The 18,542-nt window shown below is 45.7% G+C and carries 15 protein-coding genes; 3 read left to right on the top strand and 12 right to left on the bottom strand.

All coding sequences use genetic code 11. The features are described 5' to 3' along the window. The gene (locus tag FT643_RS16650) at positions 1-1,938 is read right to left on the bottom strand and encodes a sulfatase family protein (protein WP_156872555.1); all 1,938 of its coding nucleotides are present in this window, start codon (positions 1,936-1,938) and stop codon (positions 1-3) included. A gap of 73 nt (positions 1,939-2,011) precedes the next feature. Here FT643_RS16650 and FT643_RS16655 point away from each other — a divergent pair, with 73 nt between their 5' ends. The 3 genes from FT643_RS16655 (at position 2,012) to FT643_RS16665 (ending at position 4,543) form a co-directional block, all read left to right on the top strand. Further along, entirely contained in the window at positions 2,012-2,758 is a 747-nt protein-coding gene (locus FT643_RS16655) for an FkbM family methyltransferase (RefSeq protein WP_156872556.1), read from the top strand. Between the two features lie 133 nt (positions 2,759-2,891). Continuing rightward, positions 2,892-3,569, top strand: a complete 678-nt coding sequence (locus FT643_RS16660; RefSeq protein WP_198043625.1) for an FkbM family methyltransferase — start codon at positions 2,892-2,894, stop codon at positions 3,567-3,569. 20 nt (positions 3,570-3,589) lie between these two features. Next, a complete protein-coding gene (locus FT643_RS16665; protein ID WP_156872558.1) occupies positions 3,590-4,543 on the top strand; it encodes a glycosyltransferase family 2 protein in 954 nt (317 codons plus the stop codon). 22 nt (positions 4,544-4,565) lie between these two features. Here FT643_RS16665 and FT643_RS16670 read toward each other — a convergent pair whose 3' ends face one another. From FT643_RS16670 to FT643_RS16720, 11 genes are all read right to left on the bottom strand, one after another. Next, complete coding sequence (locus FT643_RS16670) at positions 4,566-6,758, bottom strand: hypothetical protein (RefSeq protein WP_156872559.1); 2,193 nt, start codon at positions 6,756-6,758, stop codon at positions 4,566-4,568. 101 nt (positions 6,759-6,859) lie between these two features. Beyond that, complete coding sequence (locus tag FT643_RS16675) at positions 6,860-8,149, bottom strand: hypothetical protein (protein ID WP_156872560.1); 1,290 nt, start codon at positions 8,147-8,149, stop codon at positions 6,860-6,862. Positions 8,150-8,170: 21 nt separating this feature from the next. Continuing rightward, positions 8,171-9,259 carry a hypothetical protein gene (locus tag FT643_RS16680; RefSeq protein WP_156872561.1) on the bottom strand — a complete coding sequence of 363 codons (1,089 nt, stop codon included), beginning with the start codon at positions 9,257-9,259 and terminating at the stop codon, positions 8,171-8,173. Beyond that, positions 9,256-10,482 carry a glycosyltransferase family 4 protein gene (locus tag FT643_RS16685; RefSeq protein WP_156872562.1) on the bottom strand — a complete coding sequence of 409 codons (1,227 nt, stop codon included), beginning with the start codon at positions 10,480-10,482 and terminating at the stop codon, positions 9,256-9,258. The genes FT643_RS16680 and FT643_RS16685 overlap by 4 nt, the downstream gene beginning before the upstream one ends. Then, positions 10,475-11,686, bottom strand: a complete 1,212-nt coding sequence (locus tag FT643_RS23935; protein WP_198043626.1) for a glycosyltransferase — start codon at positions 11,684-11,686, stop codon at positions 10,475-10,477. The genes FT643_RS16685 and FT643_RS23935 overlap by 8 nt, the downstream gene beginning before the upstream one ends. Positions 11,687-11,786: 100 nt before the next feature. Then, positions 11,787-12,872 carry a sulfotransferase family protein gene (locus FT643_RS16695; protein WP_156872564.1) on the bottom strand — a complete coding sequence of 362 codons (1,086 nt, stop codon included), beginning with the start codon at positions 12,870-12,872 and terminating at the stop codon, positions 11,787-11,789. A 12-nt stretch (positions 12,873-12,884) separates the two neighbouring features. Continuing rightward, complete coding sequence (locus tag FT643_RS16700) at positions 12,885-13,823, bottom strand: glycosyltransferase family 2 protein (protein ID WP_156872565.1); 939 nt, start codon at positions 13,821-13,823, stop codon at positions 12,885-12,887. Next, positions 13,820-14,530: an ABC transporter ATP-binding protein gene (locus tag FT643_RS16705; protein WP_156872566.1), complete on the bottom strand. Its 711-nt coding sequence runs from the start codon at positions 14,528-14,530 to the stop codon at positions 13,820-13,822. The genes FT643_RS16700 and FT643_RS16705 overlap by 4 nt, the downstream gene beginning before the upstream one ends. 2 nt (positions 14,531-14,532) lie before the next feature. Beyond that, a complete protein-coding gene (locus tag FT643_RS16710; RefSeq protein ID WP_156872567.1) occupies positions 14,533-15,297 on the bottom strand; it encodes an ABC transporter permease in 765 nt (254 codons plus the stop codon). Positions 15,298-15,388: 91 nt separating this feature from the next. Further along, the gene (locus FT643_RS16715; protein ID WP_198043627.1) at positions 15,389-16,666 is read right to left on the bottom strand and encodes an O-antigen ligase family protein; all 1,278 of its coding nucleotides are present in this window, start codon (positions 16,664-16,666) and stop codon (positions 15,389-15,391) included. Then, positions 16,656-17,801 (bottom strand): glycosyltransferase family 4 protein, encoded by a 1,146-nt coding sequence (locus tag FT643_RS16720; protein ID WP_156872569.1) that lies wholly within the window; start codon positions 17,799-17,801, stop codon positions 16,656-16,658. The genes FT643_RS16715 and FT643_RS16720 overlap by 11 nt, the downstream gene beginning before the upstream one ends. Positions 17,802-18,542: the final 741 nt, after the last annotated feature.

The raw sequence follows: 18,542 nt of genomic DNA on the forward strand, positions 1-18,542 counted from the left end.
TCACCCTCCCACACACAATTGTTGATCCAAGCGCTCCAGTGACGGCATCGCTAACCGGCGGTCCCTGTGACTTTCGATAAACATCGCTTTATGTTGAGGTTCCACAAGTGGACTATAGCTTTCGCTATAAGAACTTAACTGCTGATTGACGAAGTACGCCTGCCCATGATGGTAGACCTTAGTCGGCCGACTCAATACCCGCTCCGACACCAGAGGATGCGTCACATCACGACTCGCATCCATCAACTGTCCGTTAACAAATAATTTTATGGAGCTACTTGAAGGAACCTGATACACCAATGACTCTGGCTGAAAGTGGCCCGTCAAAACAACTCGGTTGCATTGATACCGGTTAAAGTCGATTGATTGTAAAACCTGCCCCCCCACCTCCCAATTCAACACATTGCCGGCACTCAAATGCAGTTTCCAAGCGCCTCTCTGCTCTGCCAATACAGCGGAAGCAGACTTCTTCAACTGATCCAGAGGCGGTATTTCAAGACCGATACCGAAGCCAAACATAGTTGGCGTCCTCAGGGCATTAAAGCCGGAATAATAGGTATCACTACCTCGTCTCTGCGCTTTTACATTTACCCGGCTTTTATCCCAACTAAGCTCCTTATAAAGGCGTTCCAGATCTGCCACCTGGGCGGGATGAGCCCCCGCGATATCTTTTCCACCTGATGGAGAGGCCTGCAAATCGAATAATTCGTTTTTCAGCCCCAACAGATTTGACATCCGCCACTGCCCATCGCCCGCCAACACGCTAAAGTTCATACTCTCCACATTCCAACTGTACATTTCCCAAGAGCGGGCTCTGGGTCCGGAGTCATGCCCGGCCAGCAGCGGCAGCAAATTCCTGCCATCTATATCCCCCGGCACCTGCAACCCTGCGGCCGCCATGATGGTGGGATAAATGTCTGTATTCATGACCACTTGATGAATCCGCTGACCTCGCGGACGCCCGGGTAACTTCATGACCAAAGGCGTCCTGTAAGAGCCTTCGTAAATTTCATTTTTCTTGCCGGCAAAGGGGTAATTATTGTCCCTGCGCTCGTTTGTCCCGCCATTATCACTGACGAATACCACTATGGTATTGGGGTCGTCCCCGACTGCATCGAGAATCTTTCCCACCGAGTCATCCAGTTGGTTGAGCAGAGCAAGATAAGCCCCTTCCTCTGTGTTCGGATAACGGCTCAGATAGCGAGCATCGGGTTGTATGGGTGTATGGGGTGCAAGGAAAGCGTGATAGAGAAACCAGGGCTTGTCTGATTTCTGAAACGCCTGGATTTTGTCAACCGTGTGCTGAGTGAGAATATCCGTAAGGTGCCCCCGGTACTGTTTGGGCGCACCACCGTCGCGTCTAAGCCAGGGGTTGATATACGTAGGCCAATTTAAATCTGTGCCCCCCTGCAAATGCCATTGATTCAGGAAGCCAAACCAGTGGGTGAATCCTTTTCGATCCGGCCAACCCGCACGAAGCTCCTCACCCGCGTGCCATTTTCCCACCAGATAAGAATGGTAACCGTACTTGTTTAGAGACTCGGCAATAGTATTAAATTCATCAGGAATCATAATTCCCCGATGCCGAAACCCGGACCGCTCAGGCTCACGGCCGGTTAACATAGCCACTCGACTGGGACTACAAGTGGCATCGGCATAATGGCGTGTGAAAGCGACGCCCTCTGCCGCTATCCGATCAATATGGGGAGTAGAGAAACCGGTGGGATTATAGGTCGAAACATCGTTGTAGCCCAGATCATCTGCCACCAAAACCAGTATGTTAGGCCTTTCGGCGCTACTTTCCATCTCGGCTTCAGAGACACGCACAAGGGACTTCAGGCCGGCAAGCCAGGTCAGTAACACCGCAAGCAGGGCAACCCAGAGCAGCTTGTTCCAATCATCTACCAGCGCTCTAACCAATGCAGCAATCCCAGCCATGCCTATGTCGACAAACCAATCCCACTATATTAGCATCGGCAGCCAAACTCTTTAAAGGCTAATCGAGAATAATATGGCGCTCTCCGCTTACCTCAATCCATACAGGCTGAAAAAAGCATTGATGAAGCCTCGCACCTACTTTATGCGACGTAGGGAGAGCCACCAAACCGGCTTCATAAAATCAGCATTGGAACTTCATTACTATCGTCCTGCGTTCTATAAATTTATTGGTGCGACAATCGCGAATAAACACATTCTTCACGAAGCCGACCTTACTGCGGATAGCATCGTCCTGGATGTGGGTGCCTTTACCGGGGAGTGGGCTCAGCACATCATACAGCGTTACAACCCCAATATATTAGCATTTGAACCAGACCCTAAAAATTATGCCGCTTTACTGCAAAAAGCGGAGATCTACCCAAAACTCAAACCACTACGCTATGGACTGGCTGACAAGGATGAAGTCATGCAAATATCGATTAGCAGCATGGGGTCAAGCCTATTCGAAAATCCAAACTCACCATCCGGCAGCGATACCGCAGAGGTACAAATTCACGCTATTGACAGTGCGTGGAAAATGCTTGAGCTCGGCACGGTGGATCTCATGAAAATTAATATCGAGGGAGCGGAATTCCCTCTACTTGAACGCATGATTCAATGCGACATGCTGAAAAACGTCGACAGCTTTATGATTCAATTCCACGAATGGCACCCCGGCGCTTATCACCGCAGACGCAAGATCAGAAAGGCTCTGGCAAAAACGCACAACTGCGTTTGGGACTATCACTTTGTATGGGAGAAGTGGGACAAAAAAGTGTAAGCAAGAATAACTAGTTGCTATACTCTCAGCGGTGCAAAAACCAAAAGCAACTGCGAGATACACAGTGGCACTACTTAAAAAGTTTAGCTTTTATAATCTAAAAAAGCTGGCTATGAAACCTCGAACGCTCATAATGCGGCATAAAGAAAAGCACCTGACCGGCTTCACTAAAGCAGCGCTGGAGCTTCATTATTACAGACCGTCACTCTACAAGTTCTACCGGGCGGAAGAAAACAATCCTCACTTATTGCATGAAGCCGATCTTGGACCGGAAAGCCTCGTACTAGATGTAGGAGCCTACAATGGTGACTGGGCAAAGAAATTGATTAAAAGATATAATCCGACTGTGCTCGCATTCGAGCCCGATCCAGGCAACTACAACGCACTTAAGAAAAAAGAGTCAGAGCATCCAAAACTGACGGCGATACCTTATGGCATTAGTGATAAAAACGAAGCCTCAGAAATTCGACTCAGCCACATGGGCTCTTCCATTTTTGATATCCCTAACGCCAGTGGCGAACTTAAAACAGCCACTATACAACTGCATGCAGTAGATACCGTCTGGAAAGACCTGGACCTTAAGAAAGTCAGCCTGATGAAAATCAATATCGAAGGTGGTGAGTTTCCGCTTTTGGAGCGAATGATCGACACCGACCTGATAAAAGAAGTTGAAAGCTTCATGATTCAATTTCACGAATGGCACCCCGGCGCTTATCACCGCAGACGCAAAATCAGAAAGGCGCTGGCGAAAACGCACAATTGTGTTTGGGACTACCACTTCGTGTGGGAAAAATGGGACAGGAAACTGTAACTACGGAATATTAATCCGCCATGATTACCAAACGATCTTTATCTGATCAGATACGTAAAATTCGCCGGCCAAGACTCTCTCTTGTTGTGATTGTTTTTGACATGCCTCGACAAGCGATGAACACCCTTTTCTCCCTCAGCACACGATATCAAACCAACATAGAGACTTGGCAATACGAAGTACTCGTCATTGAGGCGCAATCTTCAAGAAACCTGTGCCCCAAGGAGGTGTCTGCTCTGGAAGGCGATTTTCATTATTACCGGGTCCCGAACACCGGGTCGCCCGCTACCGCCGTGAACTTTGGATTAAAAAAATCCAAAGGGCATTTTCAGGCCGTGCTCATAGATGGCGCACGATTGGCCTCCCCAGGCTTGATTAAACATCTTTACCTGGCGTCTTTGATTTCCCGGCAAGTAATTATTTCAGTGCCAGGCTATCACCTAGGCAGTGAAACGCAGCAAGAAGCCGTCAATAATGGCTACAATGAACAACAAGAAATCCAATTGTTAGACTCGATTAATTGGAGAAAGCAGGGTTACAAGCTATTCGAAATCTCCTGCTGGAGCGAAAGCACTCAGTATGGGCTCTTCAGACAGTACGGGGAATCTAATTGCCTGTGCCTATCACGAGGGCTTTGGAAACAGCTAGGCGGCATGGATGAATCTTTCTGTCTTCCTGGCGGAGGATTGGTCAATCTGGACACCTACAAGAGAGCACTTGAACTGCCTCACACAGTGCTTATTGCGCTCGCGGGAGAAGGTGTTTTTCACCAATACCACGGAGGTGTTACGACTAACCAGAAGAGAGAAAAGCGTGCTGAATATCTGCGCCAGGCCTTCATTGAGTACAAGAAGATTCGTGGGGAAGACTTTTATCCCGATTCGCGAATACCGACTTTACTCGGCGAAATTCACCGCGAGCTGCAAACCCCGTTTTCAGATTCATTTAAACAGCTGGGTGATACAAGCGAGTAAACAAATCCAATATCGCAACCCCTCACTCAGCTTCGCCCTTTTCAGCATCATCTCCGCAAATTCGTATCCAGATTAAAAACATCATCAGCGAAAGCAAGAAGCAAATTGCACTTATGTACAATGTATACAACCTGCATCCCTGCAACCCCTGCCCCCTTATAACCACATTATGAATCCCTGCAGGCAACTCAATGAGCATACCACCCAACAAAGCTTCCGGAATAACCTCAGCTCGCCTGCCATTGACATAAACAGCAAGATTTTTATCATAACTATATGACAAACGAACGAATTGTGGCTCCGTTGCTTCCACAACCAAATCGACCTGGTTGAACTTTTCCGAATAACTAAGCAACTGACTTTTCGAACCATTCCGCACACTTCCTGCAGTTAAATTACGAAGGGGAATCTCGTAACCTACCAGTAGATAATCCGCTTTGGCGTGCTCACGGTCTATATTCATCGCCTGAAGATCTTGCTTCAGACTTTCCCACTCATTCCTGTATTTAGATACCCTTAAATGCACCATACCCGGATAGCTTCCAATTTCGTAATCGCGGGACCACCTATTCGCCCGTTCATTGGATCGTTCAGTCAGATACTTAAAATGACGCAGTTCTGTCGTAAAAAGCACTGGCGAAGAATAAACCATTCGAGAAATATGTGAATTTATTGGATCTATTTCCTCGCTCTCTAGAATGAAGTTTCTTTCTTTATCACGATCAACAAGGAACCCAATGTTATTCAGATAAAACCAGTCCAAAATTGCATCAATATGCAGCTGTGCTTCGCTGCTCTCAAGCATGCCCGAAAGAAGAGTGTTATTGACGCTACCGAGCGGTGCTCCTTGTGGAAACCCGCCAAAAGCGACCGAATGATCGGAAAACATTGGAGAGACCGAACTCCACCCATAGATGCCATCCAAATAAGTAGACTGCATGCTCATATCAAATATACGCTGGTGGCTTGGTTTGTCAGTGAACCCGGTGTAAAAATCCAATTTTTCGTCGAGCACATACCTGGGATTCCAGCTTATATTTGAGGTATAGAAGATTAGGGCTGCTATAGCAAACCCAGTCACACTCTGCATTACCCAGGCACATTTGCTGGGCTTAAAGATTTCGACAAGTGATAACGCTGCGAAGAGATGTAAAAACATAGAAGCGGCAAGAACACCTCTATCACCGATAAGCCCGAGCAAAATGAAAGAAGCCATCAACGGCAAAAAAAGACCAACAATGGCTTTATTTTTGGAATTCACGCCAGAAATTCCGGCATACGTCGCTAGCAAAATTACCAGCCAATGATGGGGATACACGTAGTGTTGCGAAAAATGGTAGCTATCAATGCCGAGAAAAACTTTCAATGGCAAAGCGGAAAACTGGTAATTGGGAGGGATATCATCAATCAGTGTTAACGCTACCTGACTCCGATCCATCAACCAGGGGTAAATCAAATACAAACACGCCACAACAGCAATCGACAGAGTCACAGCCACTGACCTAACTATTTGTTGAAATTTTCTGCTGCTACCGCTAAAAAAAACACTGGAACATTGCCAAACTAAAATGATCGCGCCAAAAAAGACAGTGTTGGTCAGATGAGCCCAAGCCATAACAGCCAAAATCAACCCGTTCCCCATTCCTAATCGATAAGGGTTTTTATGATCCTGAAACTTAGCTTGGCTATAGCAAATTCCCGCAAACCCCAATAGAAGCCAGGCTGAAGGATGACTTCCGATAACACCAACCACCCAATATCGCTCAGGATTAAGTAAAGCAAACAAGATACCGGCCAATAGCCCGACTTTTTTCCCGGTCAGTTGTTTCACCGCCACGCCCATCAGCAAAACAAAAAGCAACTGAACCAAAAAGAGAACTAATTTAGTTGCGATGACCGGTGAGCCGACTATTACACCGATCAATCCAGTTACCCAATAGTGCAGTGGGCTGTAGAACCGGCCCCAGTAAAAGCCTCCGTACCAAGCAGGAGTCCAACCACTGAACTCTCCAGCAATAAAGGACTGTTGTGCAAACCAGGATCGAGCGACGTGGCTATGTCCATCCCAAAAAATAGGAAGCCCTTCTCGTAGAAAACCCGATAAAAAATAACTTGAGACTAATGCCAAGACTAGCGCCCACAAAACAGCGCCACCAATCTTATGCGTATCAGGCGTTAAGCTGTAATTAAAATCAAATAGGGCGATGCGGGGCACTAGTTTGATACCACTATCATTATAGGCATTCTTAGTATGTTATTGTTAACCATCACATCAATCGCAACGCAGTAAGAAGCCACGTAAGAACAAGGTACCTTTTACCAACGTTCTTCACATACTGTTTTCCGAAAACGCATAGACCATCCAGCAGGCCAGATATCAACTCTATTACTACATGCGTCTTTTGTGATTTGAAGACTTCCCACCCAGGACGGGCCTGAAGTTACATATTTTTTACCAAAGTAGAGACAGGCCACTATAACAATCAAACCGAAGACCGCCATTGCCTTAACTCCAATGGCAACAATATCGTCTCCATTCTCAGAACGATAGAATAGATGTCGGCTCACTGTTGCCGCGACTATAAAGTATAAAATTGCATTGGGTGCAAAAAAATAACGTCCCGATCCGAAACCATCCGTGATGAGAGAAGCCGTCGGACCAATAGCTGTCACCGTACTCATCAGGACCATAGAAAACCAAGCGATAGTAAGGTATCGAATATAGATGGGACCGTGTTGCCATGTCCATCGCAACAGCACTATAAAGCAACTGGATCCAACTATAGCAATAGGATAAACAACAGCCAGATTACCTAAATTTGAATGGATCCATGGAGCAAACGAAGAAAAGATATAGAGTGGTGCTAATAATTGCTGAGCGAAGGCAGCCAAGACAATAGTTACCGGATCAACCGACAGACCTCTGTTGAAAGTTCCGGCGACATCCTGCATCAACAAGCATGCTTGTAGCAGAGTACAAATCAGCATAATCACTGACTGAATAGTAGCTTCCCGATTTCGTTGAATGTACGCTTTTAATAGAAAACATGGCAAAAGAAAAATTGTTGGGATACCACTCGTTCCGGCCAGGATAAGCAACAAACGCTGAAGCCACAGATTGCTTTTGTTCGACGCAGGCAGAATAAGTACAATCGCTGCCAAAAATGCCATATGAAAGTGCAGATTTATACTATTTGCTAAAACCTCATCGGCCTGCGGCATTCCTGCCAAAATCATCAGCAATCCTACTAGTGGTAGGGGGTGCAACTGCAATTGCGAGCGAAAGTAAATTAAAAAAAGCACTGGCAGTGCCTGGAAGAAAAACGACGTATAAGTCGTTATCAGGGGCGCATATACTAACGGCACCAGCGTAGAGACATAGACGATACCGTTGGTAAGTAATTCTAGATGAGAATGATGCAAATGGGTGAATAAACTAACCCAATGTGCATCCATCAACTGCACATAGAAGTCACGTCCCTCTTCCGCCCAGAAACGCCCTGCCAAAAAATGTCGCATATTTACGAGGCAAAGCACTGTATATACCAGTATCAGCATCCCTGAAACAAGAAAATTTCGATCACTAATCTTTTTCAATGGAATCAAGTAGTGAATACCCAATTAAATTTAAACCATAAGATCTTTACCAATCGCCAACCGCTCAAGCTGTGTTGTAAGCTCATCCAAACGAGTTTCTAATTTATTTACCTGATCCTGCTGACTGAGCAGTACGTTGCTGAATATCGACACCAATCGATCGACTTCAAATCCAGTATCTGTTGAAGAGCCGTTCGCCGTATCGTCACCAGGAGTACGTAAAAACAATTTACCATCCCCTCGAGCCAAATACTTTTCAGCAACATTCGCGTTAGATCTGTTGAAACGCGAGAGAAAAGCGTTACGTTGCTCCAGATCAAATAGGCTTCCGGCAGCGAAAGCACTGGATTTGGGCAAGTATTCTGAGGCATTGAGTAACGCCTCAATTAAGCGAGGCTTGGCAGACGCTTCTACATCCCGCCTGTTATTGATATGTAGAATGATATTCAGGACATCACGGGAAGGACTGGGGTTGACTCGCACGCGCGGAATCTCAAACCCTTTTAAACTGTCTATGTTCAAAACATGCAAAATGTCAGAGTAGATGCTTTCCCCAAAAAACTGTTCACTTTCAAAAGGTCGCACCATAATATTTTCTTTCCCAAACACTTTTGACCACTTCTTTAATACAGCATCATAATCCAACCATTTCAAACGTCGTTCACTAGTCGCGAAATCTGCCAGCGTTTCATCCGGAGAAAGCAAATTATCCTTCAGCTCCTGAATATAGCTTGATACCAGAACGTCATCCTGACGGCGCACATAGCAAACAATCTTTACATCGAACGCATCATCTAGATAAAGGTGCAACTTTTTAGGGTCAACAAAATAGAAATTCTCAGATGAAATGAACGCATTGGGAATTTCGGGTTTTTTCTGCAATTCATCAATTAAATCGGCATACATCTTCTCAGCTGATACACCTTTGAACTCAGGAATACGCACAGAGTCCGGATAAAGAACGTAGGCCAAGCCATGATTCGCCTTGTGCATATAACCTGAAGCAGCATAAAAACAACCGGCATACGCTAGTCCGAAACGGTTACCATTCAGAAAGTGCTGTATTGCGCTGGACCCAACTTTAGGCCTTCCAATATGAATGTATAAGTTTTTTTTCATGATACTAAACTATGAAGTATTTGGTTCAATTCGACTGCTTGCTCATCGAAACTACGTATATTATGAGAATAACGATCACGATACCCTTTCCACTGATCACCGTTAATCAGCGATTCAATTGCAACACTCAAATAAGAGGAGTCTTCGGTCAGAGGAAGTAAAGTGCCATTTTCACCGTCCCGGATATCCTCCGCCACGGCTCCCTCTCCAGTTGCGATAACCCAGACATCCCGTGCCAGGGCTTCTCTGACTACAAGCCCAAAACTTTCCTTCCATTGCGAGGGAAAAAGAAGCACATCAATCCTTGAAAAAAAGTCATCCATCGAATCCTGCGAATACGCCTCAACCTCCTGAACTTCACCCGGAACATCCCAGTAACTTCCGTTTTTCCAAGTGCTTCCCAGGTTCGCTGCCGCGTCAACAATTAACAATTGATAGTCCTTCGACGCGATAGTATTGAACGCCGCTACAATCACGTCGGAACCTTTAATTCTTCCTGGCCCACCTACAAAGCCGAAAGTGATCTTTTCAGCAGTCGCCAATCTTTGACGCCTTTTTTCAATATAGCTATCCTCAGGGTGATTTATGCCATTCTTGTTAGTGACGCAACGTGTTTGGTCGTAACCATTCGCGATATAAAGTGCTCTCTGAAATTCGCTTGGAGCCAACAGCAAATCTGCGTGCTTCAATTGCTCTGTGAGATAATCCAATCGCGCTTCGCTCTTCTCGACATTTTCAACGCAGTAGCTACATACTTCAGGATTGATCTTGACCTGATCACAATAAAAACCGTCTCTGTCAATCATAAACTGTCTATCACACAACCACCAACAGTCATGCAACGTAACAACCGATTTACAGGCTTTGTCAGCAAGGAATGCCAGTATGCCTGCGCCAATATTCTGAATTGAGTGAAGGTGACAGACATCCGGCTGGAAGGCCTCAAACACCTCTACAAACGATGTTTCCATTTGCGGATTACAATAGCTGTCTTTACTGCTTGCATTGTGTGGGTAGTTAACCGCAAGAATATCCAGTCCCTTAGCCCGATAACGTCGCCGCGCATAGGGTGGCGCAAGCGGGTCGTTAAATACAGTAAACACAAGCACCGCCCAGTCATGGGCCTTCTGAAGCCGTAACGCCAACTCCTCCGCAACGATGGTCGCGCCGCCAAAGCTAAAGGGTGCAAAATGTACATTAACTATAATAATCCGTTTAGACATCGGTCACCGCCATGTCATTCAGGGTGGGTAACAGAGCAAACGCTATTGTATTAATGTGCCGCACTTCGCAAACAAGAATTCGCGCCTCCTTTACTAACTCGGCCCGTTGCTGCGGGCTTTCTATTAGCTGCAGCAATGCATCCTGCCATTGCTGTGGCGAAGTCGCCAATATTCCGGACACGTTATTTTCGATGAGAGATCTGAACTCTCCTACCGCAGAAGCGACGGTGGGTACACCCACAAGACTCGCCTCGAGAAACCGGATGGCGCTCTTACACTCATTGAACTCATCGACCACCAAGGGAACCATGTTAATATCCACACTCGACAACGCACTAAGGTACTGTTTGTAACCTGTGAATGGATGCCGCTGTATCCGACTTGAGAATTGCACAAGATTTTCGGGCAAGACACCAAACCCGCAAAAACGAATCAAAACATTTTCTTTTAATTTCAGTATGTTCTCCAGAACGCCGGCCACTTCAGCCAGATCCGCATCGTGCGCTCGGGAACCACTCATATAACCAATAACCACCGCCTTTTCAACAGGCGCTGCTGCCACTGGATCCGGGCCATCGCTTGATTGAATCAACGTCTCCAAGCCTTTATCAATCACATTTGGCCACACATGGACGTGGGAAATACCGCTACTTTTCGCCAGCTGAGCCATTTTATCAGTGCTTACAATGACCACATCAACCTCACCCATTGCCCGAAGATAAAGATCAGATTCAGCTAACAGGTGCGAGCGTTCGGATGCCGTAAGCGTGTCAAGATTTTTGTTCTTTTCATAAACCGTGCGATCAAAGATAGGATCATCTATATCGTAGTAAATTCTGACTCCCAATCGCCTCGCCTCAGCAATGTAGCAACGGAAATCTTTACCGTCCGGCACCCGATAGAGAAGTAGAACCGTACACGTCTGCATCGCGTCTATAGCTTCTGCACATTCTTTATAACTATGCACGCTGACCCGGCATCCACGGCCACGGAATAATTCGGCTTTTTGCATTACGCGATAGCGGCGACATTGAGGTAGATCCAGCGCACCTATAATAACGATGTGAGAAGAACTGAAAACAGAGGAGGCAGTCCCCGCTTCTTTTAGGCCGTTGCGCTGCAGCCACTGGTTATGGCTCTCGAAGCCGCTTTGCCTCACACCGTCCAGCACAAGGCGAAACACGCGAGTGAGGGTCGCCCACACACCCCGACTTCTTAAATGTCTCACGAACACAGACAAGACTGTCAACGGACCAAGACCATGAATCAATCGGTATATATTTAAAAAACGCAATGGCATTATCTCACTTAGTCTTTCTAATCATTCCCAACCCAGCTAACCACTTGCGAGCCACTTTAGCCAACCTGAAAGGCACGCTGCGCTCAAGAAGCTGGATATGGCTTTCCTGGTAACGAACGATTCGCTCCATTTCTTCGCTATCACTTTTGAAGCTCTCTACTTTTTGCATATGCAACAGCAAGTGATGACGTACCTCCAATAATTTTTTATAGGATTGCCCATACATTTTCTGCAACTCGTCCATGGTACTGCGGGCCAGCTCTGAGGAAATACTATTTTCTACTTTGTGCAGACCGCACAGCCCATCAACCCCTTCATCTGCCTGCTCAAACGAATAGGCTAATTGTTTTACAAATTCATAGGGAATATTTTGATAACCGCCACTACTCCGATTACGATATAACGCTGGCTCCACAGTTTCATTGAGCTGACGCTCGATCTCACCCTGACTTGGCTCAAATCCAAGAAAACGAAGCATAGACTCTACGACAGGAAGACGCTTTTCTAACAGACTTTGATGCCTTATATAATAGACGGGGAGACATGAAGTAACCTTGAGCGCTGACCGCATACTAGTATACCAATGCAAATAAACCTGCTCCTCTCTAGCGCCCAGGAGATGAAACTCGGGGTCTTTTTTTGCCCGCATTTGCTGCGAAGCCACCACTTCACTGGGTTCGCGATAAAGAATAACCGCCTTCACATCCAGGACGCCGATCTCCTCCACAACCTTCAACCAAAATGGCATTAAGAAGCACAGTCGTGGATCCTTTATCAAAGCTACTGGCGCGCCATGAAATTGGCTGGCCAGAATCAATTTTGCCTTGTCCCGGTGGAGCTGATAACGATCATGAGAAAAATCCATACCTTCCGGCAGGTGAAGCATATCCCAGCTTAGATCAGAGTCACGCAAAACCTCATCATTTAGCTCGACCAATAGCCTGTTCTCCCAGAATCCCTTGAGGTTTTCGCCATTGGTATCAAGTTGTTCTGAACCTATCACCGCCCCCATCGAACCGATTAGAGAGGCGAGCAAAGAAGTTCCACTACGGTGGGCACCTATGACAAATATAAATCGTTTATTTTTCATGGCATCGTGGGCTTAAACATTCAATTTTTTCTTCGAATAAATTAATCCGTCGCGCAGGCCGAGATAGTGGTTTTTTAATACAGCAAAGCGGTCCTCGCGAAAAACCAACATGACAAACAACTTGAGAATCGCCCTTACGCTATCCTTTATCACCCAAGCTCTGTTGCTATACGAGCGCCGGTATAGAATAGCCCGGTTGCGAGTCATATAATAATATCTCCCGGCATTGTGCTTCTTTACAACCAAATTGCAAAACGGAAGTTTAAGAGGTTCTTGACCTATAGTTTGCTCTAAAATTGCAGAAAAAGCCCCCAAAAGATGCCACCCCCTTGAACGCGCGCGGAATGACCACTCAAGATCGACACTATCAATAAACAGGGCTTCTTCCATGTTACCTATGTCTTCAACTGCTTTCAGAGACATCATGCAACCGGAGGTAATCAAAAAGTCTGTTTGAACCGTTGCCTGATTTTTATCATAACCAAGACAACGACGATTGAACGGGAATGAAAACGATGTAAAACCTAGTGAGCGCCCAGTGTAAGCATCGACAACACACATACCAATTGCGGCCACCTTGTCACTCTCATCTAGTGCACGGTATATTTGAAATAAAATATTAATCGCAAGCTCCGCTGGCCTACTGTCTTGGTCGAACGGTATGATGAAACTTACACCCATTTTCTGCGCCTCATGAAGCATCAGATTCAGAGCACCTGCCACACCCAAATTACGGCCAGATTGGACTAAATCCACCTGCGCATGAGCGACCGCCAGCTTACTGATGTCGAGCTTATTATCAGAGTTATTGTCGACAACCAAAACCCTACAACCCGACTGTTCCAGTCTGGATAGTAGCCAGCGTAATTGTTCAATATCCGGGTTATGGGTTATAACACCAGTTAACACCGATTCAGACAGCGACTGCTCTACATCAATAGCCGAATTCAAACTGCCAAACCCTCAGGAGTATTATAGGCACGCAGAACGTGGTCAGCTTCACCAATCATTTTCGTGCGTCCATTTTCGATCCACAAAATGCGGTCACACAAAGTCGCCATTGTGGTGTTCTCATGAGAGACAAGCACAACCGTTTCATTCGATGCTATACGTCGCTTCAAAAACGCGCTCGATTTCTCTCTAAATTGCGCGTCGCCCACACCCAAAACCTCGTCAATCAATAGAATATCCGGTTTCGCATGCACGGCGACAGCAAATCCCAGGCGCGCCCGCATACCCGTTGAGTACGTGCTTATGGGAAAGTCTATATGTTCGCCGAGCTCTGCCATATCAACGATACCTTTGGTCGCCAGCTCGATCTCGGGCAAAGTCATTCCTAACAACAATCCACTTTGAATAATATTATCCCTTCCCGTAAGCTGATGTTTAAAACCTACTTGTATTGAAAGAAGCAATGATGATGTAGCATGATTTTCTATACAGCCGACGTCCGCTTCAATGATGCCTGCGATCAACTTAAGAATGGTTGATTTTCCCGCTCCATTACGGCCAACAATACCCAGCGTCTCTCCCCTAAATAATTCGAAATTTATATCTACAATCGGCCAGAAGCTTTGTCTCGAGAATGTGCTTTTCCTAACTGTGTACTTAACACCTACATTCTGAAACCGAACATAAGGCTGTTGATTTTTAGACATAGTTATTCTACCAACCGGGGATATAGGCGATCGTACTTCCTCAACAAGAACAAGCCATAGCTCACCATAACGACAGAGATACAAAGCACGTATGCAAGCTGCCCCCACAAGGGATGACTCTGCTCAAGCAAGATCAGCCTGTAACTTTCGATTATCGAAGCCATAGGATTCAGATATAGTATTTTTTGAAGAAAGGGTTCGACTTCGGAAATACGGAAAAAAATACCTGCCAGAAAGAACAGGAAAGTCATACCATAGTTAATAAGAATCAACAGATCGGGAGCAAACGGTATGACGGCAGCAACCAAAAGACCCGCTCCAACGCTAAGAAAAAGCTGTAACACCAAGAGGATAGGCAAGTACAGCCAAAACACGGTTACCGTGTCGCCCGCCAGGACTAAATAAAAAAGAAACAGTAAGAGCACAAGTAAAAATTTAATTGCGTTAACACTCAAAACGGTCCCTGGTAGAACGGTCTTCGGCAAATAGACCTGTTCTAGAAGCAGGCGCTCTTTAAGAATACAGTTTGCGCACATCCTGACTGAGGTATCAAACCAGCGCCAGAACACCAAACCACAAAGGAGAAAGGTTACAAAGCCTTCCTCGCCCCGCTTGAATACAATTCCGAATATCACATAAAAGAGAAGCAAGTACATTGCAGGATCCAAAAACCACCACAATACTCCCAGCTTTGCTTTACTGGCTTCTATTTTAAGTTCCGCTAAAGTACGATAGTAAAGCAATTGAAAAACGCTAACTTTAAACAATTATGTACTTCTCCTTGGCACCGCCAACAAAGTCGAACCTATCTACCTCAAAACGCCCCCAGCTCAGAACGGAGTAAACCTGCTTTGACACTTAAGAGGCACTTCGAGGAGCTACTATAGGTAAAGTTCGGGTAATTACTATCGTCACAGGAATCCAGAATATGAGCCACATAAAATCCCGTTTGGACACAGCCGCATTCGTATCCGTCGCAGTTAAGAGCAATATTGCTGCAACCAATCCAAGTGCCAGCCCACGGTCCCTGGCCTGGAATGCTGCCCGTGCAACTGCGTAAAAAAATACAACGTGCACAAACAACCCGATAACCCCACCATAATACAGCGAGGAAATCAGCAACCCATGTGGATGAATTATAGAATTTCCGGAAATTTCTAAAATTGCCTGGCTCACAGGCGACTGGTTAAAGTCGTTCGCCCAACCCCACCCGAACACCCAATGTTGCTGACTCGCTAACAGGGTTTCATGCCAGATAATAGGTCGCAGACTCAAACCTCGCTCAATTAAACCAGCAAGTATACCCGTCATCTGGGCTGCAAGCAGAACGGTGCCACCTACTGCGATTATCAACATCACCTTATATATCGGTTTTATCTCAACACGACTCCAGAACCATACAAAAAAAACCGCCAGCAACGCTAATAGTGGGCCCCGACTACCAGTCAAGATAATCAGTATCATCGCTATCACCAACAATGCGACACCAATCGCTTTATCAACTCCCGCACGATATCTAAGGTGTACGCCGATAGCCACCTGAATAACTGCAACCGACCCCAGAATAATAGGATTATTCAGAATGCTATAACCGGTTAAACGACCGTCACGATCAAGGCTGTATTCGGTCAACCATGCCCCCAGCAAATTTCCCAGGACACCCATACCAAACACCCAATAAATATGTTTAAGAGCCAGTGTGTTATTGTTGAAATATAAAATTGATACTACCCAAAAAAGCAAAGTAACAAAGCCATAACGCAATTGATTTTCTGCATTATGATTAAAAGGCGGTGTACTCCAGAATAAAGAGAATGTGATATAGGATATCAGCAACAGCCCGGTTAGAACCGTAATTTGTGTGGCTAGCATTTTTATTTGAACAAGTTGATAGCGGTTATACCAAAAATGAGTGAACGCAACTACAACCAATAAGTTACGCGCTGCGCTTGAAGAAGGGAGAATAAAAAACAAAAACAAAACCAGCGGGTAACCGACCAGTAAAATAGTTGATTTCCTGTCAAACCTAGCGCCAGAAGAATTACCATTCAGAAATAAATCTAACACAGCGACAGTACGTTGTTTTGCATCAATCGGTTTTATACGGAATATCCTTGCTGGTTTTTCAGGTAACAACGCCATATTCTTGGTCAGACAGTAACGCTGTTAATGCTGGCACTTGGCTTGTGGTAGAGTAGCGAACTGCTAATGATTTCAAATCCTGCGCCGGAAACTGTTCATAATTTTTCACTAGCCAATCTATCGTTTCCAGCCAGACACTCGGGTCTCGACTATCCACTACTCTTCCATATTGTTCTGTCATAAAGTCAATGACCCCTCCGCAATTATACACCACGGCTGGCTTTCCTAATGCCAACGCTTCCAAAGTCACCAAGGAAAAGGACTCATTGAACGACGTTAACAAAAACGCGTCACAAATATTCAGGTATTCATAATAGTCTTCATTTTTTTCACTCAGTATTATTAAATTTCCATTCTCTTTGAGTTTTTCATAGAAGCGATCGAGGTAGTAGTTAAAGCCGGTTTTACGTTGCCCCCCTACCCACACAAATTTCCAGGGTCTGCCGACAGATATTTCGCTTATCTGCATAAAAAGTTCGACACCCTTATTAAAATCGAGTGATCCCGCGCCAATAAGTACAAAGTCGCCTGGATCAATTTTAAGATCTGATCTGATTTTGCTGCGGGGTTGCCTTAATTTTATTTCATCAGCGTCATAAAAACACGGCTGTATCTTTACATCACTTCTTCCCATGATTGAGATCGCATTCCCCGCAGAGCTGGAATTGGTAATTATACGCTTGCAGTGAGTTAGCATTGTTTGCATGCTTTGGATCGATATAAATGAATAGGCAGATGGCATCTCATGAACAATCAACGTTGCATCTACTTTCATGCACAAAACCGAGGGCATGACTTTTTGCATCAAAATCGAATTTAACACCCATTCATCTGGCTGAAACTGCCGATGAACCTCCTCTATAAACAAGCCAAAACTGTGTGGTTTATCGCGATTCTTGAGTTTGCTCGAGATTAGGCGCAAGGCTTTTTTTGTCTCCGCAAGTAGGGAGCGCTTTTTCATGTGGGTATAAAGGATTTTGGGTTCGAGAGAAGCAAATAGCGGCGAATATTTCTCAGTCACGACCATCACCTGAAACTGCCGTGCATCATAATTTTTCAGAAATCTGTACAGATAGATTTCAGCTCCTGCGCGCCCGGCATAGGGTGAAATAAACATAATTCGCTTCATTCTTGGGGGGGTTCCGCCAGCGCCTTCCAATTAGAGAAAGGCAATTTTACTTTTGACATGCAAGTTTATCTGGTTGAACTAAGAGCAAGCAAGCCTTGGATTGAAGTGGTGTTATTTCGCCAAAAGTAGGCGACAGACGACTATAGAATATCCGAATTAGGGGGTGCTATCCACAATCCCGACAGTAAAGACTCTGCACGGCGCCACCAACGCGATTAGTTCTGAAACCTTCGAGCGCGCCCCCCCCCGGAAAGCTTCTGCAATGGCAAGCCCCACCAGCAACATGATCAATTTTCAGACCATAAACGACACAAGCTTTACAAATTCGGCAACAACGGTAACGGTTTTCTAAGAAAGCACCGGCGATAGTCTTTAAGGAGAAATTAACCGTTCTTCTGATTGATAACAACAGTAAGCCGCCCTATCAACGGATAATTAAACCCATGCCCGTGGCGCGGCACGACGAATCGTACGCTACCTCATAGGTCACTCTATTAGTTCAGGATCCAGAGAAAAACCTGGATTTCTCAGCGCGTACCCTGATGGAGCTGTATCAACTCACTATGTCTGAAGCCACCATTGCTATACTGTTGGCAAAGGGCCACACATCAGATCAAGTCGCCAACGGGCTGTAGATCAAAAAGAACAGGGTTGGAGCGCATTTGCGACCCACGTTTGTCAAAATGGGCGTCAAGCAACTATCCAGGCTGGTCACACTGGTGCTCACCAGTCTCGCGTCAG

The organism is Ketobacter sp. MCCC 1A13808 (assembly GCF_009746715.1).
Classification (GTDB): Bacteria; Pseudomonadota; Gammaproteobacteria; order Pseudomonadales; family Ketobacteraceae; genus Ketobacter.